Here is a 21647-nt window from a genome sequence, read left to right on the forward strand (position 1 = left end):
TGACCCGAAACTCACTAAGTTGCATAAGGTTCTGATGGCTAAATCTCAATTACACTATTGAACTTGGAAATTCCTCTCTGCGTTCGGCATACTTCCGCCTTCACTTTAGTTGTAGATATAACTCATGACCTTATTAAGCCAGATAGAATCGCAATTTTTGGAATTTATGCAGCAAGAGATGCAAGTCGATGCGGCGCATGACATAAGCCATGTTCAACGGGTCGTAAACACCGCAAAAAAACTGGCTATGGAAGAAGGCGCCGACTTATCTATTGTGCTTCCCGCCGCCTATTTACATGATTGTTTTACCTATCCGAAAGATCATCCAAACCGCAAGCAGAGCTCAATCATTGCAGCCAAAAAAGCGGTCGCGTTTTTAGAAAGTATCGATTATCCGCAGCAATACCATGATGCCATTGCCCATGCGATAGAAGCACACAGCTTTAGCGCTAATATCAGACCCAACACATTGGAGGCAAAAGTCGTTCAAGATGCCGACCGTCTGGACGCTTTAGGCGCAATTGGCATTACTCGCTGTATACAAGTGAGCACTGAGTTTGATGCGCAACTTTACGATGACAAAGACATCTTTGCTCAACAGCGAGAACTCGACGACAAACAATTCACTCTGGATCACTTCCAGACCAAGTTATTCAAAATCGCCGAAACCATGAACACAGAGTCTGCAAAACTTGAAGCCAATAAACGTAAAGCCTTTATGCAAACGTACCTAGAACAGCTGCACGATGAGGTGACCGCGTAAGTGTCTGAAAGCCATACGTTAATTAAAGAGCTTAAACGCCAGCTAAAGTTAGCTGGGCTGCATTACATCGATGTTGCACAACACCTTGATTTAAGTGAAGGCAGCGTCAAACGGTTACTGGCTGAAGGTCAACACATTAGCCTTGAACGCTTAGAACGCATTTGCCAATTGATTGGTTTAGAAATGGCGGAACTGTTTAAGCTCGCGGCTGCGCACAATAAAGGTCTAGAGTCGCTAACGTTAGAGCAAGAAAAGCAGTTGGTTGACGATAAAGCCCTGCTACTCGTGGCGATCTGTGTGGTAAGTGGCTATCAGTTTGAACAAATCGTTCAGCAATACACCTTCAATGAGTTGGAACTGGTGCAAAAGCTGGCTCAGTTGGATCGTCTGAACATCATCGACTTGCAGCCAAATAACAAAATTCGTTTGCGTATATCTCCGACATTTAAGTGGCAGATGGGCGGCCCTATTCAACGGTTCTTCCAACAGCAAGTTCAAGACGCCTTTTTCCAAAGCTACTTTTCTGGTGAAGATGAAAAGTTCTCCATGGCAACAGGGCTGATGAGTGTACCAACCAACAAGAAGCTGCAACAGAAACTGCAAAAGGTCATCGATGAGTTTTATCAGGCTTGCCAAAGTGATAGCTCTCTCGATATGGACGAAAAGCACGGCACCTCTCTGATTATTGCGATGCGTCGCTGGACGTTCCCTCTGTTTGAACCATGGGAAAGAAAACCTACTCAGAAGTCTCGAAATTAGTAACTCAATAAACAAATGGAGATGAAAGTAACGAATTTCGTTACTTTTGGTGGCATGCAACGTCACTTGACAGAGAAAGCTGGTTTAATCGTTCATTGAGCATAAAGTGCTCTCATCTCATTCGACTTTGTTTAATCGGAGCCAGCATGTTTTTCTCAAAACGCTTTTTTCCTTACTTTGTGACGCAGTGCCTTGGCGCACTCAATGACAACATCTACAAAAACGTTCTGTTATTGATGGTGACATACAGCCAAATTGATAACTTACCAATATCCGTTAATCTATTTGTTAATTTGGCGGCAGGCTTATTCATCCTACCTTTCTTTCTATTCTCTGCGCATGCTGGTGCCGTCGCTGACAGCATGGACAAAGCCAAATTAATCCGACGTCTAAAGCTCATCGAGCTGGCTATCATGTCTTGCGCAGCAACCGCTATTGCCACCCAAAGTGCCATGCTGATGCTGGTTCTGCTGTTTATGACAGGCACTCAATCGGCCTATTTTGGTCCCGTGAAATACGCCTTGCTACCACAAGCGCTCAAACCAAATGAGCTTGTTAAAGGAAATGCTTGGGTTGAAATGGGCACGTTCCTTTCGATTCTCATAGGTACGCTTAGCGCAGGCCTCCTGCTAGCCATTCCTAATGGTACCTTGATTGCTTCTTGTATCGTGATTGCCTTGTCTTTGCTTGGTTTTATGAGCAGTGTGAATATTCCAACGATGCCTAGCCAATCGACTGACAAAGCGAAGTTTGAACCAATTTCTGGTTTAAAGAACACGTTAAAAGTGGCAAAAAAACAGAGAGGCATTTGGGTGTCTATTCTAGCCATCAGTTGGTTTTGGTTCATGGGTGCGACTTACCTGACTCAATTCCCTAACTTTGCGCGTGAACATTTGTTTGCAGACAGTACTGTCGTTTCTTTACTGTTGGCATTGTTTTCCATTGGTATCGCTACAGGCTCTTGGTTGTGTGAAAAGCTCTCTTTCAACCACGTTGAGCTTGGTATTTTGCCATTCGGTATCCTTGGTCTGACAGTCTTTGGCGTCGACTTGCTATGGGCCGTCCCTAGTTATCCATCACTTCCGATTCACTTTTATGATGTGCAAAGCTTCGTTGCTGAATCCAAACATCTGCGCGTCATGATTGACCTGTTCCTTGTTGGTGTAAGCGGCGGTGTCTTTATTGTTCCTCTTTATGCGTTCATCCAATCTCGTTCAAACAAAGGGGAATGTGCACGTGCCATTGCTGCTAACAACATCATGAATGCGTTGTTTATGGTGGTGTCTGCTTTGGTTTCGATCGTTGTACTCAGCGCACTAGAGCTTTCTATTGTGGAACTGTTTGCCATGATGGCAATAGGTAACTTCTTCGTGGCAATCTATGTCTATCGTCAAGTACCGGAATTTACACAACGCTTTATCAGTTATTTACTCAGCCATTGTATGTATCGTGTGTCAGTACAGGGGCGCCAACATATTCCTGAACAAGGTGCTGCGTTAATCGTGGCTAACCATGTTAGCTATGTCGATGCGTTGATTTTGATGGGAACCTCTACTCGCCCGGTTCGTTTTGTGATGGACAAGTCCATCAGCGAGCTGCCTGTTCTTAAATATGTTTTCCGTCATGCCGGTGTTATCCCGATCTGTTCTCCACGTAAGTGTGCCGACACTTACCGTCGAGCATTTGAACAGATTGAACAAGCGCTTAACGACGGTGAGGTTGTCTGTATCTTCCCTGAGGGTCGTTTAACGTCTAACGGTGAATTGGATGAGTTTCGCCCTGGTGTGGAAAAAATCCTTGAACGTAATCCTGTTCCTGTCATCCCTATGGCGTTAAAGGGGCTTTGGGGTTCTTTTTTCAGCCACAAAGGCGGACATGCTCTCACAAAACGACCGACTCGTTTTTGGTCAAAAGTGGACGTTGTTATTGGTGAAGTGTTAAGCCCAGCTTCTTTAAATCGTCATCAATTGCAACAACAAGTACAGGATTTACTGGGCTAATACGCTTGCTATACCGATCAAACTTTTCAGCAAAACGTAAATATGCACCACAAAGCACAAGTAGTTCTTTGTTAATTAGAGTAGGATATCTACAACGTCATAAATCTAGGAGGTATTATGAAAATCATCATCTTACATGGTCTTTATATGCATGGGCTGGTCATGCAGCCTCTTAGCCAAAAGCTGCGAAAGCTCGGATACGAAACGCAAGTACTCAGCTATAACACTGTTGCTATCGATGAGTCTTCACTGTTTGATTCTATTGACCATTCGCTTAACCCACTGACCGCAAACGTGCTCGTGGGGCACAGCTTGGGAGGCTTGATGATTAAGCGCTATCTCGCCAACAGACAACCGAGCACCAGCTTAGTCTCTCATGTTGTCGCTATCGGTTCGCCTCTTAAAGGCGCGTCCATAGTAGGTCGGATTCAAGATCTCGGATTGGGTGCAATTTTAGGCAATTCGCCACACCACGGATTAAACAGACATGATGACGCTTGGGATTTCCCTCAAAAACTCGGCAGTATCGCAGGAACGATGCCGATTGGCGCTCGCCCATTGTTGATCCGTAATGACAACACCATGTCGGACGGTACGGTTACCGTAGAAGAGACAAGACTGGACGGTATGCAAGATCATATCGAAGTGAAGCAAACGCATACGAGCCTGATTTACAACACCTTCGTGCCACAGCAGATTGATCACTTTATTCGCACAGATTATTTCCGTCGATAGCACACTTTTCCATCATACAGATGGAATCGACTTTCCAAGCTATTCAGTTCGCAGTACTATCCTAGCTCCACTTCCTCACAACTTGGATGAAGTGGCACATTTTTAATTGTTCTCAGGGCGGGGCGAAATTCCCCACCGGCGGTATACTTTTTCAAGTGAGCCCGCGAGCGCTCGATTCGTCGAGGTCAGCAGATCTGGTGAGATGCCAGAGCCGACGGTTATAGTCCGGATGAAAGAGAATAAGAATACACCAGCATAGCGAGTCAGATTGCTAAGAGTGCTGGTGCACTTCTTTTTGATCGTATTTTACGACGATCTCTCATACCGCCCTGATTCTGGTGAAATTTAGGAGTTAACCATGAATCAGTCATCACTACTTGCCGAATTCGGCGACCCAATTACTCGCGTTGAAAACGCACTTATCGCTTTAAAAGAAGGTCGTGGCGTACTACTTCTTGATGATGAAGATCGCGAAAACGAAGGCGATATTATTTATTCAGTCGAGCACCTCACTAACGAGCAAATGGCATTGATGATCCGCGAATGTAGCGGCATCGTTTGTTTGTGCTTAACAGATGCTCAAGCAGACAAACTGGAACTGCCTCCAATGGTGGTAAACAACAACAGTGCAAACCAAACCGCATTTACGGTTTCTATTGAAGCGAAAGTTGGTGTAACAACGGGAGTTTCAGCAGCAGACCGAGTGACGACCATTAAAACGGCGGCAAACCCGCATGCGAAACCTGAAGATCTTGCTCGCCCGGGCCACGTATTCCCTCTGCGCGCACGTCCAGGTGGTGTAATGACTCGCCGTGGTCACACAGAAGGTACGATTGACCTGATGCAAATGGCAGGGCTTCAACCCGCTGGCGTACTATGTGAAGTGACCAACCCAGATGGCACGATGGCAAAAGCACCAGAGATCGTTGCGTTTGGTCGCCTGCACAACATGCCAGTGCTGACGATTGAAGACATGGTGATGTACCGCAACCAGTTCGAATTAAAACTGGCATAATTAAATCCCAGCTCTGAAAAAAGCCGCGCATTTGTGCGGCTTTTTTGATCGATCCTCTTTGCGCTTGAGTAGTTATACTTATTGAAAACAAAGGGAACAACACCATGAAAGGATTACTGAAACTCGTCGCTCTCGTTGGCTTTATCTCCATGAATTCGCTTACTCTTGCATCTGAGTGCCCTGATATTCTTCAAGGTAAGCAAAGGTTGTTAAACTCAACAGAAGAAGTCGATCTATGCGAAAGCTTTAAGGGAAAGACACTACTAGTCGTCAATACAGCAAGCCAGTGTGGCTTCACTCCTCAGTTCGAACAGTTAGAAACCCTCTATCAAACTTACAAAGACCAAAACTTCACCGTTATAGGCTTCCCGAGCAATGACTTCCGACAGGATAGAGGAAGCGAAACAAACACTGCGAAAGTCTGTTATCTCGATTACGGGGTCACCTTTCCAATGATGGCTCGCTCCTCAGTATTAGGCGTAGATGCAAACCCCGTATTCAGCGAGATTACTAACCAAGCTGGCATCAAACCAAAATGGAACTTCTATAAGTTTCTAATTAGCTCTGAAGGCAAAGTTATTGCCACTTTTCCAAGCTCCACATCACCGACAAGTACTACGCTTACCAATATGATAGAGCAACAATTGTAAGGTGACGACCATGACAACACGCTCAACCATGCTACAACTCGGTTACTTAGGTCTGGTTCCATTTGTGTTTAGTTTAGGGCTGATTTTCACTGACATCTCACTGTTCAATTTAAGTGGCCAGCAATTTTTCACCGCATACAGCGCCGTTATATTAAGTTTTTTATCCGGCATCCTTTGGGGTAACGGCATTGAGCATTACTACCACCGCCTTAGCAGAAATATATTAATTCTCAGCAACCTTTTTGTCTTACTTGCTTGGGGCGCATTACTGCAGGGTCACAAACATTACGCGGTCGCTACCCTACTCTTAGCAATTGGGTATCTTGCTGTTTGGTATGCAGAAAAACTCGTGAGGAAAGTCGAACAAGACGCCGAGCCCAAGGGATATCAAGGAATGAGGAACAAACTGACCTTCGGCGTAATCGTAATGCACGGATTGGCTTTAGTTTCATAACCTGGTCTGTCCAGTGCTAAGATCACAAAAAAACGTCTTTTTATAAAACAATGTTCATTTCGTGAATGCACACATATTTTGAACACTGTTTTGTTTCATTTATGAATCAATCCACATATAAGTAATTCAAAGCATTCACAAAGGATATGAATATGTTTTTTCGCAAACTTTTGTTTAGCACTGCGATGATCAATGCAACGACAGGTTGCGTGTCTTACCAGGCACAACAAGCCGCCGCTCAAACAGTAAATAATACAGGAGCCGTGCTTACCAATGTGATTAAAACTACGATTGCTCAGCCATGTAATGTTGCAATCACTGCTGCTAGCTTGTTTTATCCGCATGCCATATTTATGACTAGTGTTCCGACTCAAGCATGTACAAGCGTTCTTAGATAATGCGAAAGTGATATGCATAAAAAATGGCGACTCTATCGTCGCCATTTTAAAGCATCAATGCTATTTATAGTTACAGCGTCAATAAGTAATTAACCAATTGATTGTACTCGTCGTAAGTACGAATCTCGTTAGCCAAAACAATGTATTTATTGTTCACAACCACACCTGGAACCCCTCTTAACGTGCTGGCTGAAAATTGCTTGTCAAAGCCTTTCTGCATTGAGTTTACGGCAAAGCTATTGTAAGCCGCATCAAACTTCTTACCTTCTACGCCATTATCGACGAAGAGCTGTTTCAGCTCAGCTTCATCTTTTGGCGCTTGTCGCTTTTGATGAATTTGGGCAAACATGGCAGGAATCATTGTATCTTCAACCCCGAGCGACACCATCGTCGCGTAGGACTTGGCCATCGGAATCGCCATATCTCCGCCCATGAACCCCACATGTACCTTTTCAAACTTTGCCTCTTTTGGCAGAGCAGGTTTTAAACGCTCAATAAGCGACTCAAACTTGTAGCAATGTGGGCAATAAAAAGAAAAGAATTCCGTCACAACAGGTTTCGATGCTTTCTTAACATCCAGAACTTTGTAGTGCTTCCCTTCTTCAAATTGCGCTGCATGAGCGGTAAAAGTCAGTAAAAGTGCACTACATAAGGCAAGTAGTTTTTTCATTGTTTATTTCCTCGTGGCATTCAAATGCCAAATCATTTCATTTGGTAAAAAGGGGGGACCCCAAGTAATTTGAGATGGGAAATTAAACAATCGGAGGGCGATAAAGCTTGGTGATCACTGTCACTACTTTTTCGACTAGAGGCCTATCAATCAATGCAAGGCTGTAAGGAAGAAGCAGTAAGTCGTTTTGAGATAAGTTGGTGGGAATTTTGACCATGCAGGAAGAGCTACAACTCGTGTGAGACTGTTGCACCTTATTGATAGTTGACTCATCGTGATGTGATTCTACGCAGTCGTCATTGACGCCAAGTTGTTTGTGCAGAACAGCTTGCTGAACAATAATATCGCGTACTTCAATTGTTTTCACCGGGGCTGAAGCCTTCGCCATAGGAGCGACACTGCTCAAAAGCATAGCGGCTAAACAAACTATCGCGGTCAACAATGTACGGTTAAACTTCAACATAGCTACATCAACAAAAATGGTGATTTAAGATAATACATGATAACGGTTTGACTTCAAGATACGGACTCTGAGTTCCGCCTCGCCTAAAAACTTGGTACGTTAACGGTTCCATATCCTTGAGGCTTCTCAATACCGCTCCCCTCTCACAAGAACTCATAGCGATTAAGCTATTCATCATTTAGATAGTTCTTCACCTGATACCAGCGACAATTCGATAAAACTTGAAATCGTTATGAAACACGAGTAATAGTTAGAACAGTTTTTGTACGAACAAGGAAAGATCAATGCTTAAAAAAAGATTCTTTAAGACAAAAGATGAAGTTGAAGTCACGTTCGAGCTAGATAAAGACCAGTGGGACTCCATCCATATTGCTGGGGATTTTAACAACTGGCAGCCAGAACCGATGAAATTAGTGAAGAAAAGCCGTCAATTTAAATTTAAAACGCGCTTACCTAAAGAGCAGAATGTTCAGTTCCGCTACTTGCTCAATGATGCAAAGTGGGAAAACGATCCTCAAGCCGACGCTTATGTTCCCAATGCTTTTGGCAGCGACAACAGCGTCGTGTGCACCACTGAATAAAACGTAAGTTCACCCTAATATTCCATATTAAGGCGCAACAGTTGCGCCTTTTTTAGACTTTTCAAAATGTGATTAATGATTAAGTTTGAATCATTACTTGGGGTATTTATCGAATCAACTCATCCGATAACCTTATTCTGAGAAAGCTTTATTTGAAATAATTCGTAAATTTGTTTAAGTTCCAGTGATATTAAATATTGTATACATCACTCAAATGAACGCACAACAAGTCAAACCATCTTTAATCATCGTGGAAGACGATCCCAAATTACAAGCTATGCTGGGAGAGTATTTTGTTGAACAAGGTTTCCAGGTCAAATGTATCGACAACGGGACAGACGCACCCGAAGCGATTATTGACACACAGCCAGACGTGGTTTTGTTAGATTTGATGCTACCTGGACAAGACGGCCTGAGCGTATGTCGTCAAATCCGTGAGTGCTACAAAGGCAAAGTTTTGATGCTGACAGCGAGTGATGACGACTTCGATCACGTCGCCGCATTAGAAATTGGCGCCGATGACTTTGTTACCAAGCCAATCAAACCTCGCGTGCTGCTGGCACGCATTCGCATGCTATTGAGAAGAAAAGAGGCAGCCTCTACCGAGTCCGAAAACGGTCTACAAATTGGAGTACTGTGTTTAAACCGATTACGTAAATCATGCGTCATGAACCAGGAAGAAATTGCGCTGACTGACGGTGAATTCGATTTATTATGGGTTCTCGCAACACACGCAGAAAAAACACTCTCACGTGAGTGGTTAACGAAAACACTACGTGGTATTGAGTACGACGGTACAGATCGCACCATTGACAACCGTATTGTGACATTGAGAAAAAAATTAGGTGATGCCTCTTGCTCTCCACAAAAAATCATCACGGTTCGCGGCAAAGGCTACCTATTTATGCCTGATGCATGGAATGAATAATGAGACGGATTTATCTGGAAAGCTTTGTCGGTCTTATCATTCTATTTATGGTGAGTTTGTGGGGTTACGAATTCTTAGTCTATGAGATCAACACAGATTACGATTACCTGCTACAAGAGCAAGAAGGTCAAGCTTTCCACGATCTTATCTATCCTATCTACGAAGAGCACGGACTAGAATACACTCAACAACAGCTTGAGCAATTTGCCACGTCCAGCCATCGCTTGTTGATTCCTCACACGCTCGAAGAACTTCCAGAGGACATCAGAAAAGCATTTGAAAGTGACACCTCTGTTAACGTTGCTTACGACGAAGAAAGGGATATATGGTTCCGCCTAGATGCGGACACCCCTATTTTCAAAATGATCGATGATCCGGATAGCTCAGTTATTCAGGCGATTAACTTTGATGACAACATTGTATGGTTATTCTTTTTAGCCGGATTTGCTCTGTATTGCATACTGCTGATCTGGTTTTTGAGTCGTCGAATTCGTGAGTTAGAAAGAGTCACAGTAGAGTTTGCTTCAGGCAACTTCAAAGCACGAGCAAGCACCTCAAGTGCCAAGTCCGTTGGAACGCTGAACAAAAGCTTTAATACGATGGCTGACAAAGTTTCTCGCCTGATCACTAGCAATAAAATGCTGACCAATGCAGTTGCGCATGAATTACGCACTCCTATTTTTCGTTTACAGTGGCAAGCTGACTTGTTATCGGACTCTACATTAACCGAGCAACAGAAAAAGCATGTACGTAGTATCGTCGAGGACATTGACGAGATGGAAGACATGGTTGAAGAGTTGCTTTATTACGCCAAAATGGAACGCCCAGATACGGCGTTGCAAACAGAAAACGTAGCGCTCGCCAAGTTAGTTAATGAGTTAAAACAGAGATGGCAAAAAGAGACCAAATTATCAATCTCACTCAATGAAACAAACTCTGAAAACGCGCGCGCATTCGCTGATCCAAAACTGCTAAAACGTGCCTTGGATAATCTGCTACGCAATGCAATGCGATACGCAAATACTCAAATTATGGTTGAGATAAAAAGTGATCAGCAAAGCTGTTTAATCCATGTACATGATGATGGTATAGGTATAGAAGAGCAGCATTGGCCTCACCTTTTTGAAGCATTTTATAGCGCGGATGAGTCCCGAAACAAAAACACGAGTGGATTTGGGCTCGGTTTAGCGATCGTCAGGCAGATAATGGAACTTCAACATGGTGAGGTTTCGATTTCTCATAGCCCACTTGGTGGTGCTTGCTTCACACTTCGTCTTCCAAAATCAGACAGTTAAGTTAACGTCTTTCCTCCTTTACAGAAGACGACACTTCAATACACTCCAGCGACAGAGCCCAACAATAAAACAGTGTACATTTAATCCATAAATTCACAGAACAAATGGATAATACTCATGTACACACCTTTTATTCTGGTTATGACGCTTGCCTCTACTCTTAGCGCTTGTACTTATAATCAAAAGCCTGTTGTCGACATGACTAATGTTGATCCTGCTAAATATGAACAAGATTTTCTTTATTGCCAAGGGTATGCGGACAACGTAGACAAAACGGAAGCTGCAAAATCTGAAGCTGCTAATGGCGCAGTTACAGGTGCACTAATTGGGGCAGCAGCTGGAGCGCTAGAAAGCGGGATAGGTGGGGCTGCTGTAGGTGCCGCTGCAGGCGGTGCTGTAGGGGCAGGGGCCGGAGCGTTGAGTGGAAGCAATGACTCCACCAAGACACAATCTCTCGTACTGCGAAAATGCCTTCAGAATAAAGGCTATACCGTCTACGACCTTGATTAATTCAACTCTTTTTTCTTATTCAAACCCTATATGGTTGTGTGATGAATGCCATTCACAAATGTTTCACGCAAGAACGATTAGTCTCATCTCATCGTTTGGATAGATGCACAATCTAAATTATTAAGCTGTAGTAAGGTCATATTTTGAAGCCAGGAAAAACAGGTCTACGCCGTGTCATGGATGCGACCGGCTATTCATTTCAGGGATTGAAAGCCGCATGGAAATACGAAGCCGCCTTCAGACAAGAATTGATTCTAGCCTTAGTGCTTTCCGTCTGTGCTTTTTTCCTTCCAGTCACCACATTTGAAAGAGTACTGATGATCAGTAGCCTGTTATTGGTCCTGATCGTCGAACTTATTAATTCTGCCGTAGAAGCGGTTGTCGACCGTGTTAGCGATGACTGGCACGAGCTCAGTGGTAGAGCCAAAGATATCGGCTCGGCTGCAGTATTTGTTGCGCTCACTCTTGCCCTTTTTGTTTGGGCTTCGTTCTTGCTCTGATTTTGATTCAAGACATTTACTTATGAAGACACATAATTTGCAACAGAAAGGTATCTCGTACGTTACCTTTACTTTCTTGTTGGCATTCTATTTCGCGCTGGTTGTAAACATTCCTATTTACAAAGAGCTGAATGGTATTTTTTCAAGCCTAGATAATGTCAAAATTGGCTTTATTATTACGATACCCATTTTCTTTCTTGCCGCGCTCAATTTCCTTTTTAACTTATTTAGTTGGCCTTGGGTTGGAAAGCCATTCTTTATTACTTTGCTCATAATTTCGAGTATGGTTAGCTACGCAAGTTACAACTATGGCACACTTTTCGATTCTGGAATGATTGCTAATATTGCTGAAACCGATTCGAGCGAGGCAAGCTCTTACCTGAGTGCTTATTCTGTAATCTGGACGCTACTTATGGGGGGCGTCCCTGCGATGATTGTCTATAAGGTCAAGTTGCAATCTCAGCGCCACCAATTGCTATATTTTTCTCTCACGAAGTTGGTATCGATGTTGTCATCTCTTGCAGTAATTGCTGTTATTGCCAGTGTTTACTACCAAGACTATGCATCTGTCGGTCGCAATAACAGCTATCTGAAAAAAATCATTATTCCCACTCAATTCGTTTACAGCGCGACTGGGTATGTAAAGGAGAAATACTTCACCACGCCAGAGCCGTATCGCGAGATTGGAATCGATGCAAAGCAGTCAGATAGCGCAGTAAAGCAAGCACAGAACAAGCCGACACTACTGGTGTTTGTTGTCGGAGAAACCGCTCGAACACAGAACTACCAACTCAATGGCTATAAGCGAGAGACAAACCCTTACACCAGTAAGCTGGATGTAATTTCATTTCAAGAGGTTGCGTCTTGTGGCACTGCAACTGCAGTATCTGTGCCTTGCATGTTTTCTCAGCTCACGCGAAGCGAGTTTGAACGGACCAAAGCAGATAACCAAGATAATGCTCTCGACATCATGCAGCGCGCTGGAGTTGACCTCATCTGGAAAGAAAATGATGGTGGAGACAAAGAAGTCGCCCACAAGATCAAGAAAATTGAAGTGAACCGAAAGCAAGCAAGTCCTCTGTGTAACGGTCAAACCTGTTACGATATGGCGCTGTTAGATCACTTTGATCAAGAAGTTGCGGATATGCACGGCAATCGCGTTGTCGCCATGCACCTTATAGGAAGCCATGGTCCTACCTACTTCCAGCGTTATCCTAGAGACAAAGCGTTTTTCAAACCAGACTGCCCACGTGCAGATATAGAAAACTGTAGCGTCGAACAAATCGTGAATACATACGACAATACGATACGCTACACTGATCTTGTGTTGGCAGAAACCATCAACAAACTCAAAGCATTAGAGTCTCAATATAATACCGCTCTCATCTACGTATCGGATCATGGTGAATCATTAGGCGAAAACGGATTGTTCTTACATGGCATGCCTTACGGCCTTGCACCAGACTTCCAAAAACGTGTTCCTTTGCTCATGTGGCTATCTTCCGGCTTTAAGCAAGTGAAACAAATCAACACCGACTGTTTGTCGAATGAAGCGCAAAAGGCAAGCCAGTACTCACATGATAACGTGTTCCACTCTTTATTAGGCATTATGGATGTACAAACCCAAGCCTACAACGGCAAGTTAGATATATTCAAAGACTGCCGCACGACTTCCTAAGTGGACCAACAAACCCTGACTCAAAATGTGAGTCAGGCTCTTTTCTAACAAGGCATTTAAACTCATCAGCTTGCCAAGCGTTATACTACAACCTGCCATCCATACATCGAAATAAGGACTAGGATGAAAATTGGTATTATTGGTTTAGGAGATATTGCTCAGAAAGCATACCTTCCCGTTATCACTCAGCTTCCAAATATCGAACTTGTATTTTGTACCCGCAACGCAAATGCACTTGAGAGTCTGGCTAAGCAATATCGAATCTCAGAGACCTGTCAAGACTACCAGCAGCTTCTGCACTTTGGCGTAGATGCTGTCATGATTCATGCGGCAACAAGCGTACATCCTCAAATCGCAGCATTCTTTTTGCAGAATGGAATCCCAACCTTTGTCGACAAACCATTAGCGGACAACGCTGATGACGTGGAAAAACTGTACGATATTGCCGAAAAAGAAAAACAACCACTTTATGTGGGCTTCAACCGACGTCATATTCCGCTTTACAACCAACACATGCCAGAGGTACAGCAAGGCAATATTTCTGACCTAAAATCGCTACGCTGGGAAAAGAACCGCCACCAACTACCAGGCGATATTCGTACCTTTATATTTGATGATTTTATTCATCCATTAGACAGTATTAACGTGACAGCCAAGACCGATTTAAAAGAGGCTTACATAACGCATCAGCTTGAAGGTGACCAATTGGCGCGTTTAGATATTCAGTGGCAACACGGAGATACTTTACTCCACGCTTCGATGAATCGTCACTTCGGTATGACTATGGAACGCGTTCAAGCTTGTTATGCTAACAAATCAGTGGAGTTCGACTCTTTCGTTGAAGGGAAACGATGGCAAGCGAACCAAGAGCAAAAAATCAATTTGAAAGATTGGACGCCAATGCTGACGAGCAAAGGTTTCCATGCGATGTTGCTCGACTGGTTTAGCGTCGTTGAATCTGGAAAAATCGCTAGTGAAGTAGTGAAACGCAACATTGCTAGCCATCAGTTAGCAGAGCAAATTTGTCAATATATCGAGAAAGTTACCTCTAGGTAGCTTAATTCTTGGCTTATGCTTAATCGAGTATTACGCTCTATACTAAAACAAACGTAGCTTCAGGGAGTCATTCATTCTCTGTTAATACTTATGCGGCTATTCTATCAAGCAAGTGAATGAGGGAACGGATCACGTTTATTAACGGAGTGGTTCTAGTTTTACATTACGATACCCTCAGGAACCTGCATCGTCATATTCAAGAGTAAAGGAAATAGAATGAGAACACTCGGTAACATCATTTGGTTTGTATTTGGTGGCGTATTTATGGGGTTGCTATGGTGGTTTTTCGGTATCTTAGCCTTTATTAGCATCATCGGAATACCTTGGGGGCGTGCGTGTATCGTTATGGGTAATTTTTCCTTTTTCCCATTCGGAAAAGAAGCCATTTCACGCGATGAATTGACCAATGAAATGGACATTGGTACGAGCCCTCTAGGCGTTATCGGCAACGTCCTTTGGTTTGTCTTTGCAGGTCTTTGGTTAGCAATCGGTCACGTACTTTCCGCCGCAGCGTGTTTTGTAACCATCATTGGTATTCCGTTTGCACTCCAACACCTGAAGCTTGCGGTTATTTCACTCGCACCAATTGGTAAAACGGTTGTGTCGTCAGAAGAAGCTGCAATGGCTCGGTACAATATCAACCGCTAACAAACAGCCAATATACTTTCTATCCTCTGGGCAATCGTGCTCAGAGGGCAACTCCCGTCAAAAGTAAGCCTATTATCGCTATCGCATATTCAATAATGGTTGATTGTATATCCATACCGTCACCTTTAAGTTGAAGTTCACCCTAGCTCTGTACTACTTTACTTTTTATTAATCAATGGATTAGCTTAACCCTCCAAGCTCACCCACGCTCAAAAATCAGTATTATTTCCGCTCATCTAAATTGAGTTCATTTACGAAAAGTCGAACTATAAGCATAGTTGATATTAATGATTTTTGACGATAAATAACTCACACCAATCCAGCGATAGTTCCAGCGTTTACTTTTTCTCAATTAACGTAAGCCGTTACGAAAGCGGGTTTCTTCCCGATCAAAGCCACCACTTCGCATCACTATCGCTTTTCTTTAAAAGGCAACAAATATTCGTTGTTATCTTGAGTAAATTATTTTGTTTGTCGCATTTTAGTTCAATCAATATTATTCGCGACATCAGAGAAATAGACCATTGAGCTCCTTAGCATTTATCACAGACATAGAACGTAAAGCCCCTTTTTTGCTCGTTTTTCTTTTTACAAATGTTCTAACTCAACGTCTATTCAGACAGGAATACACCGTGGATAAATATCAAGCTGCTTATGCCAAACGTCTAGAGAAGTTAAAGGGTAATCAATCTCCAAAAACGATAGCCCGTCTTTCGGCTTGGGAGGCATTTCTTAACAAAGAGTACGAACTCCAAGACTTAGAATACCAACTATCAGACGCAGCACACCTACACTATGAACAATCTCATGTGAAAAATGATATTTCTTTTAAGGCGTTCAAGCGGGCGTTCTATAACGAATCCATCAAAATCTACAACCTAACCGATGGCGCCTCTATACAGAAAGTATTCACTCCGCTGCTCGCATTAACGACAGTTTGGGTGCTATTTATCTGCTTTTTTGACAAGTGATCATCACTTTTATTAGAACAATAAACTTAGGGCGCTTGCATCATGATTCAAAACGATAACCAGACGCACAACGCCCTACTTAAATATAAAAAAGGAGTTTGATCTTGTATGTCTAAGATGACACTTCTTTTAATTACAACAACGATCAGTATCGGAATCACAGGCGCCGCTTTCTGTGTGGGAGTGACATATTTATTCAGTGCTCTTTCACTAAATGAGCTGCTCAATAACCTGTAACTCCCTAGGCTTAATATAAAAAGGGCATCCATCGATGCCCTTTTCTTTTACTTAAGGAGATGCCCTAGCACTTAAGGCCACTTGGGTATAAAACCGTTATGCGTTAAGCTGCATTCTATTCATCCAATAGGTAAAGAATGGAACACAGTGATGGAACAAGTAGGAGAGCGTGCGTTGATTGTCGAAGGTGGTGCAATGCGAGGTGTATTTTCTTGCGGCATACTCGATCATTTTCTCGCTAACGATTTCTCTCCATTTGATAGCTTTTGGGGCGTATCGGCGGGCGCAAGTAACTTGGCGGCGTATTTAGCTAAAATGCCCGGGCGCAACTTAAAAATCTATCTCGATTACAGTTTAAGGAAAGAATTCATCTCACCATCTCAGATTCTACGTGGCGGCGATATGATGAACTTAGATTGGATGTGGAACGTCACTCTCGAAGAGCTTGGCATCGACAAGTCCGCACTAAAAGCGGATTCGAGACCTTTCTTTTTAGGCGTAACACGTCAAGACAATGGCCAAGCCGAGTACCATACTCCTAATGTCGACGAGCTCGCAGAAACAATGAAAGCCAGCAGCGCACTTCCCGTACTTTACCGAAATGGTGTCTTACTGAACGGTACCCGATACGTTGATGGTGGGGTTTCTGATGCACTTCCTGTCGCAGAAGCAATAAAGCGAGGAGCCAAAAAGATTATGGTTTTACGCAGTCAACCCTCCAGCTATCAAAAGCCGAAAGGAAAGTTCAGCGCACTAACCAAACGGATGTTGAAAGAAACGCCAGGATTAATTGAGCCGATGTTGACGCGTGAAGTTCGCTACAATCAAACTTTAGCACTGATCGACAATCCACCATTGGGAGTCGAAATCATCCAAGTGTGTCCTCCCGAATCATTTAAATTAAAACGATTGAGTCGCTCGCCAGTACCATTGCGCCAAGCTTATGAGTTAGGTATTGAAGCAGGAAAAGAAGCCATCATGCGATGGAATCAGAAGTAGAAAAAAGCCACGTGGATTAGACGTGGCTAACGCAAATTCGATGGCAGTGGATTATCGTATTTGCTTCTGGTCGAGCCCAATGGTCAGGCTCAAAACTGTTGATAACTACGCTACTCACAGAAAAGGGAGTTAGGATGTTGATGCTAGTAGCTTTCAAACAATCCTGAATTGTAGTCTTGGATTGCTTGTTCTATTTCTTCCATGCTATTCATTACAAAAGGGCCATAGTGAACCACTGGTTCATTGATTGGTTCGCCAATAAAAATCAGAGCACCACTCTCCTTTTCGGCTTGTAATTCAACCCATTCACCTTTCGATAGAATCGCCATTTCGCCTTGATTGATTTCACGATCTTTTACCTGAATACGTCCTTTATAAACGTAAATCATCATGTTGTGGTCTTGCTCCGTGGTCAAATTCAAAGCGTGACCAACCATCGCTCTCCAATCGGCCACCGTGGCAGCAACACCTGTTTCTGTTAAAGGCCCCTGAATACGTTCGTTGTTTATAGTTAGATGACCAGCAATCAAGCGCACAACGCCCGAGCTTTGAGTTTCGAATTCCGTTATCGTTTCAGGTTGAAAGTCATGATATTGAGCCGGTGACATCTTATTTTTCGCAGGCTGGTTTATCCAAATTTGGAAACCATGCAATTCACCTTCCTGCATAATAGGCATCTCACTATGAATGACGCCTCTTCCTGCCGCCATCCATTGAGCGCCACCAGAACGAAGCTCACCAACATTATCCATGTGGTCACGATGCTGGAAATGACCTTTCAACATATAAGTAAGCGTCTCGATGCCGCGATGCGGATGAGGAGGAAAGCCACCAATATAGTCAGCACGGTCGTCAGACTTAAGTTCATCCATCATCAAAAATGGAGAAAAACTCGCATGATTAAACCCTGCTACTCGACGAATTTTCACTCCGTCACCATCAGCAGTGGGTTGTGATTGAATAAGCTGACGAATTTCTCTGAATGTGCTCATACTATTTCTCCTCGTTTACCTTTGTGGCCGCTTGCAAACCGCATGTTCAGCCATGGCTATCGATATGGTTCTATTTTAGATTGAAGAAAAATAATCATGAGCCTTGCTATTTGAGCTACTTATTCAAATTTTTCGAACAGCCCACTTATCCAAGCTGTCGACATATATTTAAAAATAAGTGTAGCTATTTCCTAAACAAGGTGTATAGTAGGCCTTGGCTCTTAGAAGAGAGCTGTTAATGCAACATTTAGTTTAAGTTTCCTCTCAGTAAAATCTTGAATCCCCCAATTCAGACACCTGCGTACAACTTCCTCTTGATTGAACATTCAATAGCTTAGAAAAGATCCACAAAACAAATTCAAATTTTAATGTTTAATTCAAAGGTATTTTTATGTCTAAAGTAAACGGCTCAGTAAAATGGTTTAACGAAACTAAAGGCTTTGGCTTCCTATCTCAAGACAACGGTGGTCAAGATGTATTCGTACACTTCAACGCTATCGTTTCTGACGGTTTCAAAACACTGACTGAAGGTCAGAAAGTAAGCTTCAACGTAGAGCAAGGTAAAAAAGGTCCTCAAGCGACTGAAGTAACTCCTCTATAAGACTGCTTTTCTTGGTGTAGCATGCCCATGCTGCACCAAATCTCTCTCCTTCAAAAAATATTCTCACTTTAATCACTCAGCCTAATATCAGGCATTGCTTTGTGCTACCTAAAATAAATAGGATAGTACTGCTTAATTTATTATTTATAGGAAAAATCATGTCCTCAAAAAGAACAGGCCGTCAAAGGCATTGGTATCAATTACTTAACAAAGACAAAATCACTAAGAAACAGGAGAATAAATGTTAGAAATTGAATTTAATCTAGAACAACCTCACACCTCTTGGAACGCTAAAATACATCAATTAAATGGTGATATTTTACGAAGGCACGTATTACCTAAGCTTCATTCTCATAGCTACATGATCGATTTTGAATATTGTGAGAAAACGCAATCTGGAACTATTCTCTGTGATTCAGGTTCAAAGTTAGGAAGTTTTACTGTTAACTAATTCAGTTTTCATGCATTAATGAATGATGCAACTAATTTGGAAGGTATCCAATGGCTAGAAAAAGTAAGAAGCAAGCAGAAAAAGACAAGAAAGAGTCGGAGCAAAACGCGGCGGCGGTAAAACAAAAAACGCGACGCCGTATAGAAGACATTATGGAACAAAGAGAATTTGACAAGTTATTTGATCTATAAGCTATCCTTGACTCTTTCAATTCTCTCTCTGCTCCATCGTTGTGCAAGGTACCGCCACCTACCTTTGCTCAAACGAAGCCTCACTCTTTTCCTCGCCTATAACAACACGATAAGCCTCGTTCACGCTCAAAAACCAATTTGCTCCTCTATACCCAAGTGACTTATACGGTTGCCAGTTACTTTTCTTAGAAAAATCCTTCGACTACTGACAACTAGGTTATTTGCGTATAGCCAAATTGAGAATTTTGCGTATAATCGCCTCGTTTGCTTCGTATAACCCCAATGATATGGTTTGGGGGTCTCTACCAGTTCCCGCAAAGTGCTGATTACGAAGAGTTGAGATCATCGTGGGTCTTACTCTTTGTGATAGCGTTCGATTTATTCTTATCTATACCTATTCTTAGAGTAACTGCATCCACAATACACATAAGGTGGAATATGAACGCATTTATTCAAGGTCTTCCAAAAGTAGAGCTGCACTTACATATCGAAGGTTCACTTGAGCCAGAACTTCTCTTCAAGTTAGCACAACGAAACGGCATCGACATTCCTTACTCTTCTCCGAGTGAACTACGCAGCGCGTATCAGTTCGAAGACTTACAGTCATTCCTTGACCTTTATTACCAAGGGGCGGATGTTTTGCGTACAGAGCAAGACTTTTACGATCTCACTTGGGAATACTTACTGCACTGTAAAGCGGATAACGTTATTCATACCGAAATCTTTTTTGACCCACAAACGCATACAGAGCGCGGAATTGACTTTGACACCGTTATCCACGGGATCGCCCGCGCACTACAAGATGGGCACGAGAAGCTCGGCATTACTTCACAAATCATTGCGTGTTTTCTCCGTCACCTTTCAGAAGAAAGCGCCATGGAGACTCTGCAATCCGTTCTGAAACACCGTGATAAGATCATTGGTGTCGGTCTAGATTCTTCAGAACAAGGCCATCCACCAGCTAAGTTCAAACGAGTATTTAAACAAGCGGTAGAAGCAGGCTTACTGACTGTTGCTCACGCAGGTGAAGAAGGCCCCGCACAAAACATTACCGATGCAATTGAAATGCTTCACGTCAGCCGCGTGGATCATGGTGTTCGCTGTGTTGAGGATGAAGCATTAGTCGAGTCGTTAATTGAAAGCAAAATGCCACTGACGGTATGTCCATTATCGAACCTTAAATTGTGTGTATTTGACGATATGAACGATCACAATATTGTCGAGCTACTGCGCAAAGGTGTCGCTGTGACGATTAATTCGGACGATCCGGTATACTTTGGTGGTTACATGACAGATAACTTTTTAGCCGTCAACAACGCACACCCAATGAGTAAGAATGAACTAGCTCAATTCACAATGAATGCGATTGATGCTAGCTTCATCGATAATGAGTTGAAAGCGAAGTATCACCATCTCGTTAGTCAATACGTAAGTCAGCATGAAGCGTTGTAATAAAGCCATCAGTGCTACATCTTGGGTCAAACACTTAGGTGTTAAAACCTTACAAAAGCTCTGTGGTTAACCGCATTTATAAGCGCTAGACTGAGAAAGCTAAACTAGCACACAAAAAGGAATAAAATCATGATTCAACAAGGCCAAGCTCTACCAGTTGCGACTCTAAGCGAATTGACTGCCGATGGTATGGTTAACCACGACGTTACTGAGCTGTTTGCAAACAAGAAAGTCGTACTCTTCGCTGTACCTGGCGCATTCACCCCAACGTGCTCGGAAGCTCACCTACCAGGCTATGTGGTATTAGCCGACGAGTTGAAGGCAAAAGGTGTTGATTTAATTGCGTGTGTTTCTGTAAACGATGCATTTGTGATGCAAGCTTGGGGCGAAGCTCAAAACGCTTCAGAAATCCTGATGTTGGGTGATGGCGACGCAAGCTTTACTAAAGCATTGGGTCTTGAAATGGATACCGGCGGCTTTGGTGGTATTCGCTCACAACGCTACGCCATGATCATTGAAAACGGCATTGTGACCAAACTTAACGTTGAAGAACCAAAAGAGTTTGAAGCAAGCAAAGCAGAAACGATTTTAGCGGCGCTTTAAGCTTACCCTTAGATACAAAAACGGAAGCCATCGCTTCCGTTTTTTGT

General features: G+C 43.0%; 26 protein-coding genes and 2 riboswitches. Of the genes, 23 read left to right on the forward strand and 3 right to left on the reverse strand.

Annotated elements, in window-relative coordinates; translation table 11 throughout:
- Positions 1-124 precede the first annotated feature (124 nt).
- The 8 genes from ACZ5ZC_RS01380 (at position 125) to ACZ5ZC_RS01415 (ending at position 6774) form a co-directional block, all read left to right on the forward strand.
- The gene (locus ACZ5ZC_RS01380) at positions 125-763 is read left to right on the forward strand and encodes an HD domain-containing protein (protein WP_054866977.1); all 639 of its coding nucleotides are present in this window, start codon (positions 125-127) and stop codon (positions 761-763) included.
- Positions 764-1522, forward strand: a complete 759-nt coding sequence (locus tag ACZ5ZC_RS01385) for a helix-turn-helix domain-containing protein (protein ID WP_464931677.1) — start codon at positions 764-766, stop codon at positions 1520-1522.
- Between the two features lie 146 nt (positions 1523-1668).
- Positions 1669-3522 carry an MFS transporter gene (locus ACZ5ZC_RS01390; RefSeq protein ID WP_464931678.1) on the forward strand — a complete coding sequence of 618 codons (1854 nt, stop codon included), beginning with the start codon at positions 1669-1671 and terminating at the stop codon, positions 3520-3522.
- Between the two features lie 117 nt (positions 3523-3639).
- Positions 3640-4257: a lipase family protein gene (locus ACZ5ZC_RS01395; protein WP_054866975.1), complete on the forward strand. Its 618-nt coding sequence runs from the start codon at positions 3640-3642 to the stop codon at positions 4255-4257.
- A 104-nt stretch (positions 4258-4361) separates the two neighbouring features.
- Positions 4362-4502: riboswitch (FMN riboswitch) on the forward strand.
- Between the two features lie 113 nt (positions 4503-4615).
- Positions 4616-5272 carry a 3,4-dihydroxy-2-butanone-4-phosphate synthase gene (gene ribB, locus ACZ5ZC_RS01400; protein WP_006741191.1) on the forward strand — a complete coding sequence of 219 codons (657 nt, stop codon included), beginning with the start codon at positions 4616-4618 and terminating at the stop codon, positions 5270-5272.
- 149 nt (positions 5273-5421) lie between these two features.
- Entirely contained in the window at positions 5422-5922 is a 501-nt protein-coding gene (locus ACZ5ZC_RS01405; RefSeq protein ID WP_373273873.1) for a glutathione peroxidase, read from the forward strand.
- A 10-nt stretch (positions 5923-5932) separates the two neighbouring features.
- The gene (locus tag ACZ5ZC_RS01410; protein WP_464931679.1) at positions 5933-6376 is read left to right on the forward strand and encodes a DUF3429 domain-containing protein; all 444 of its coding nucleotides are present in this window, start codon (positions 5933-5935) and stop codon (positions 6374-6376) included.
- Positions 6377-6528: 152 nt separating this feature from the next.
- Positions 6529-6774, forward strand: a complete 246-nt coding sequence (locus ACZ5ZC_RS01415; protein WP_005373664.1) for a hypothetical protein — start codon at positions 6529-6531, stop codon at positions 6772-6774.
- Positions 6775-6844: 70 nt separating this feature from the next.
- Here ACZ5ZC_RS01415 and ACZ5ZC_RS01420 read toward each other — a convergent pair whose 3' ends face one another.
- Positions 6845-7444: a thiol:disulfide interchange protein DsbA/DsbL gene (locus tag ACZ5ZC_RS01420; protein ID WP_005373667.1), complete on the reverse strand. Its 600-nt coding sequence runs from the start codon at positions 7442-7444 to the stop codon at positions 6845-6847.
- Between the two features lie 82 nt (positions 7445-7526).
- Positions 7527-7907 carry a hypothetical protein gene (locus ACZ5ZC_RS01425; RefSeq protein ID WP_464931680.1) on the reverse strand — a complete coding sequence of 127 codons (381 nt, stop codon included), beginning with the start codon at positions 7905-7907 and terminating at the stop codon, positions 7527-7529.
- A gap of 284 nt (positions 7908-8191) precedes the next feature.
- On the opposite strand from ACZ5ZC_RS01425, the gene ACZ5ZC_RS01430 reads away from it, so the two are divergent.
- From ACZ5ZC_RS01430 to ACZ5ZC_RS01475, 10 genes are all read left to right on the forward strand, one after another.
- The gene (locus tag ACZ5ZC_RS01430) at positions 8192-8488 is read left to right on the forward strand and encodes an isoamylase early set domain-containing protein (RefSeq protein WP_005396349.1); all 297 of its coding nucleotides are present in this window, start codon (positions 8192-8194) and stop codon (positions 8486-8488) included.
- A gap of 214 nt (positions 8489-8702) precedes the next feature.
- Positions 8703-9416 carry a response regulator gene (locus ACZ5ZC_RS01435; RefSeq protein ID WP_005396348.1) on the forward strand — a complete coding sequence of 238 codons (714 nt, stop codon included), beginning with the start codon at positions 8703-8705 and terminating at the stop codon, positions 9414-9416.
- Positions 9416-10711: an ATP-binding protein gene (locus tag ACZ5ZC_RS01440; RefSeq protein WP_048624808.1), complete on the forward strand. Its 1296-nt coding sequence runs from the start codon at positions 9416-9418 to the stop codon at positions 10709-10711. Before ACZ5ZC_RS01435 ends, ACZ5ZC_RS01440 begins: the two co-directional genes overlap by 1 nt.
- Before the next feature lie 117 nt (positions 10712-10828).
- Positions 10829-11221 (forward strand): glycine zipper family protein, encoded by a 393-nt coding sequence (locus ACZ5ZC_RS01445; protein ID WP_464931681.1) that lies wholly within the window; start codon positions 10829-10831, stop codon positions 11219-11221.
- Positions 11222-11364: 143 nt separating this feature from the next.
- Entirely contained in the window at positions 11365-11721 is a 357-nt protein-coding gene (locus ACZ5ZC_RS01450; protein ID WP_012842368.1) for a diacylglycerol kinase, read from the forward strand.
- Between the two features lie 22 nt (positions 11722-11743).
- Positions 11744-13399, forward strand: coding sequence for a phosphoethanolamine transferase (locus ACZ5ZC_RS01455; RefSeq protein ID WP_464931682.1), 1656 nt, complete (start codon positions 11744-11746; stop codon positions 13397-13399).
- Positions 13400-13522: 123 nt separating this feature from the next.
- The gene (locus ACZ5ZC_RS01460) at positions 13523-14455 is read left to right on the forward strand and encodes a Gfo/Idh/MocA family protein (RefSeq protein WP_054866971.1); all 933 of its coding nucleotides are present in this window, start codon (positions 13523-13525) and stop codon (positions 14453-14455) included.
- Positions 14456-14671: 216 nt separating this feature from the next.
- On the forward strand, positions 14672-15103 hold the full coding sequence (locus ACZ5ZC_RS01465; protein ID WP_005373685.1) for a YccF domain-containing protein: 432 nt from the start codon (positions 14672-14674) through the stop codon (positions 15101-15103).
- A 632-nt stretch (positions 15104-15735) separates the two neighbouring features.
- The gene (locus ACZ5ZC_RS01470) at positions 15736-16074 is read left to right on the forward strand and encodes a hypothetical protein (RefSeq protein WP_006741201.1); all 339 of its coding nucleotides are present in this window, start codon (positions 15736-15738) and stop codon (positions 16072-16074) included.
- Positions 16075-16461: 387 nt separating this feature from the next.
- Positions 16462-17310 (forward strand): patatin-like phospholipase family protein, encoded by an 849-nt coding sequence (locus tag ACZ5ZC_RS01475; RefSeq protein WP_464931683.1) that lies wholly within the window; start codon positions 16462-16464, stop codon positions 17308-17310.
- A gap of 143 nt (positions 17311-17453) precedes the next feature.
- Here ACZ5ZC_RS01475 and ACZ5ZC_RS01480 read toward each other — a convergent pair whose 3' ends face one another.
- Complete coding sequence (locus ACZ5ZC_RS01480) at positions 17454-18302, reverse strand: pirin family protein (RefSeq protein WP_464931684.1); 849 nt, start codon at positions 18300-18302, stop codon at positions 17454-17456.
- Positions 18303-18693: 391 nt separating this feature from the next.
- On the opposite strand from ACZ5ZC_RS01480, the gene cspE reads away from it, so the two are divergent.
- The 5 genes from cspE to ACZ5ZC_RS01505 all read left to right on the forward strand — a co-directional run bounded on the left by cspE (position 18694) and on the right by ACZ5ZC_RS01505 (position 21600).
- The gene (gene cspE / locus ACZ5ZC_RS01485; protein WP_005396336.1) at positions 18694-18903 is read left to right on the forward strand and encodes a transcription antiterminator/RNA stability regulator CspE; all 210 of its coding nucleotides are present in this window, start codon (positions 18694-18696) and stop codon (positions 18901-18903) included.
- Between the two features lie 241 nt (positions 18904-19144).
- Positions 19145-19354 carry a hypothetical protein gene (locus ACZ5ZC_RS01490; protein ID WP_053807947.1) on the forward strand — a complete coding sequence of 70 codons (210 nt, stop codon included), beginning with the start codon at positions 19145-19147 and terminating at the stop codon, positions 19352-19354.
- A gap of 50 nt (positions 19355-19404) precedes the next feature.
- Entirely contained in the window at positions 19405-19545 is a 141-nt protein-coding gene (locus tag ACZ5ZC_RS01495; protein WP_005396335.1) for a PA3496 family putative envelope integrity protein, read from the forward strand.
- 249 nt (positions 19546-19794) lie between these two features.
- A riboswitch (purine riboswitch) is annotated at positions 19795-19894 on the forward strand.
- Positions 19895-19983: 89 nt separating this feature from the next.
- Positions 19984-20997 carry an adenosine deaminase gene (locus ACZ5ZC_RS01500; RefSeq protein WP_464931685.1) on the forward strand — a complete coding sequence of 338 codons (1014 nt, stop codon included), beginning with the start codon at positions 19984-19986 and terminating at the stop codon, positions 20995-20997.
- Positions 20998-21126: 129 nt separating this feature from the next.
- The gene (locus ACZ5ZC_RS01505; protein WP_005396331.1) at positions 21127-21600 is read left to right on the forward strand and encodes a peroxiredoxin; all 474 of its coding nucleotides are present in this window, start codon (positions 21127-21129) and stop codon (positions 21598-21600) included.
- Positions 21601-21647 lie beyond the last annotated feature (47 nt).

Source organism: Vibrio sp. JCM 18905, assembly GCF_055393305.1.

What these genes read in the sequence shown, in the direction of transcription:
- ACZ5ZC_RS01380 (WP_054866977.1), top strand. Translation starts at nt 125, where the DNA reads ATGACCTTATTAAGCCAGATAGAATCGCAATTTTTGGAATTTATGCAG.
- ACZ5ZC_RS01390 (WP_464931678.1), top strand. Translation starts at nt 1,669, where the DNA reads ATGTTTTTCTCAAAACGCTTTTTTCCTTACTTTGTGACGCAGTGCCTT.
- ACZ5ZC_RS01395 (WP_054866975.1), top strand. Translation starts at nt 3,640, where the DNA reads ATGAAAATCATCATCTTACATGGTCTTTATATGCATGGGCTGGTCATG.
- ribB (WP_006741191.1), top strand. Translation starts at nt 4,616, where the DNA reads ATGAATCAGTCATCACTACTTGCCGAATTCGGCGACCCAATTACTCGC.
- ACZ5ZC_RS01405 (WP_373273873.1), top strand. Translation starts at nt 5,422, where the DNA reads ATGAATTCGCTTACTCTTGCATCTGAGTGCCCTGATATTCTTCAAGGT.
- ACZ5ZC_RS01410 (WP_464931679.1), top strand. Translation starts at nt 5,933, where the DNA reads ATGACAACACGCTCAACCATGCTACAACTCGGTTACTTAGGTCTGGTT.
- ACZ5ZC_RS01415 (WP_005373664.1), top strand. Translation starts at nt 6,529, where the DNA reads ATGTTTTTTCGCAAACTTTTGTTTAGCACTGCGATGATCAATGCAACG.
- ACZ5ZC_RS01420 (WP_005373667.1), bottom strand. Translation starts at nt 7,444, where the DNA reads ATGAAAAAACTACTTGCCTTATGTAGTGCACTTTTACTGACTTTTACC.
- ACZ5ZC_RS01425 (WP_464931680.1), bottom strand. Translation starts at nt 7,907, where the DNA reads ATGTTGAAGTTTAACCGTACATTGTTGACCGCGATAGTTTGTTTAGCC.
- ACZ5ZC_RS01430 (WP_005396349.1), top strand. Translation starts at nt 8,192, where the DNA reads ATGCTTAAAAAAAGATTCTTTAAGACAAAAGATGAAGTTGAAGTCACG.
- ACZ5ZC_RS01435 (WP_005396348.1), top strand. Translation starts at nt 8,703, where the DNA reads ATGAACGCACAACAAGTCAAACCATCTTTAATCATCGTGGAAGACGAT.
- ACZ5ZC_RS01440 (WP_048624808.1), top strand. Translation starts at nt 9,416, where the DNA reads ATGAGACGGATTTATCTGGAAAGCTTTGTCGGTCTTATCATTCTATTT.
- ACZ5ZC_RS01445 (WP_464931681.1), top strand. Translation starts at nt 10,829, where the DNA reads ATGTACACACCTTTTATTCTGGTTATGACGCTTGCCTCTACTCTTAGC.
- ACZ5ZC_RS01455 (WP_464931682.1), top strand. Translation starts at nt 11,744, where the DNA reads ATGAAGACACATAATTTGCAACAGAAAGGTATCTCGTACGTTACCTTT.
- ACZ5ZC_RS01460 (WP_054866971.1), top strand. Translation starts at nt 13,523, where the DNA reads ATGAAAATTGGTATTATTGGTTTAGGAGATATTGCTCAGAAAGCATAC.
- ACZ5ZC_RS01465 (WP_005373685.1), top strand. Translation starts at nt 14,672, where the DNA reads ATGAGAACACTCGGTAACATCATTTGGTTTGTATTTGGTGGCGTATTT.
- ACZ5ZC_RS01475 (WP_464931683.1), top strand. Translation starts at nt 16,462, where the DNA reads ATGGAACAAGTAGGAGAGCGTGCGTTGATTGTCGAAGGTGGTGCAATG.
- ACZ5ZC_RS01480 (WP_464931684.1), bottom strand. Translation starts at nt 18,302, where the DNA reads ATGAGCACATTCAGAGAAATTCGTCAGCTTATTCAATCACAACCCACT.
- cspE (WP_005396336.1), top strand. Translation starts at nt 18,694, where the DNA reads ATGTCTAAAGTAAACGGCTCAGTAAAATGGTTTAACGAAACTAAAGGC.
- ACZ5ZC_RS01490 (WP_053807947.1), top strand. Translation starts at nt 19,145, where the DNA reads ATGTTAGAAATTGAATTTAATCTAGAACAACCTCACACCTCTTGGAAC.
- ACZ5ZC_RS01495 (WP_005396335.1), top strand. Translation starts at nt 19,405, where the DNA reads ATGGCTAGAAAAAGTAAGAAGCAAGCAGAAAAAGACAAGAAAGAGTCG.
- ACZ5ZC_RS01500 (WP_464931685.1), top strand. Translation starts at nt 19,984, where the DNA reads ATGAACGCATTTATTCAAGGTCTTCCAAAAGTAGAGCTGCACTTACAT.
- ACZ5ZC_RS01505 (WP_005396331.1), top strand. Translation starts at nt 21,127, where the DNA reads ATGATTCAACAAGGCCAAGCTCTACCAGTTGCGACTCTAAGCGAATTG.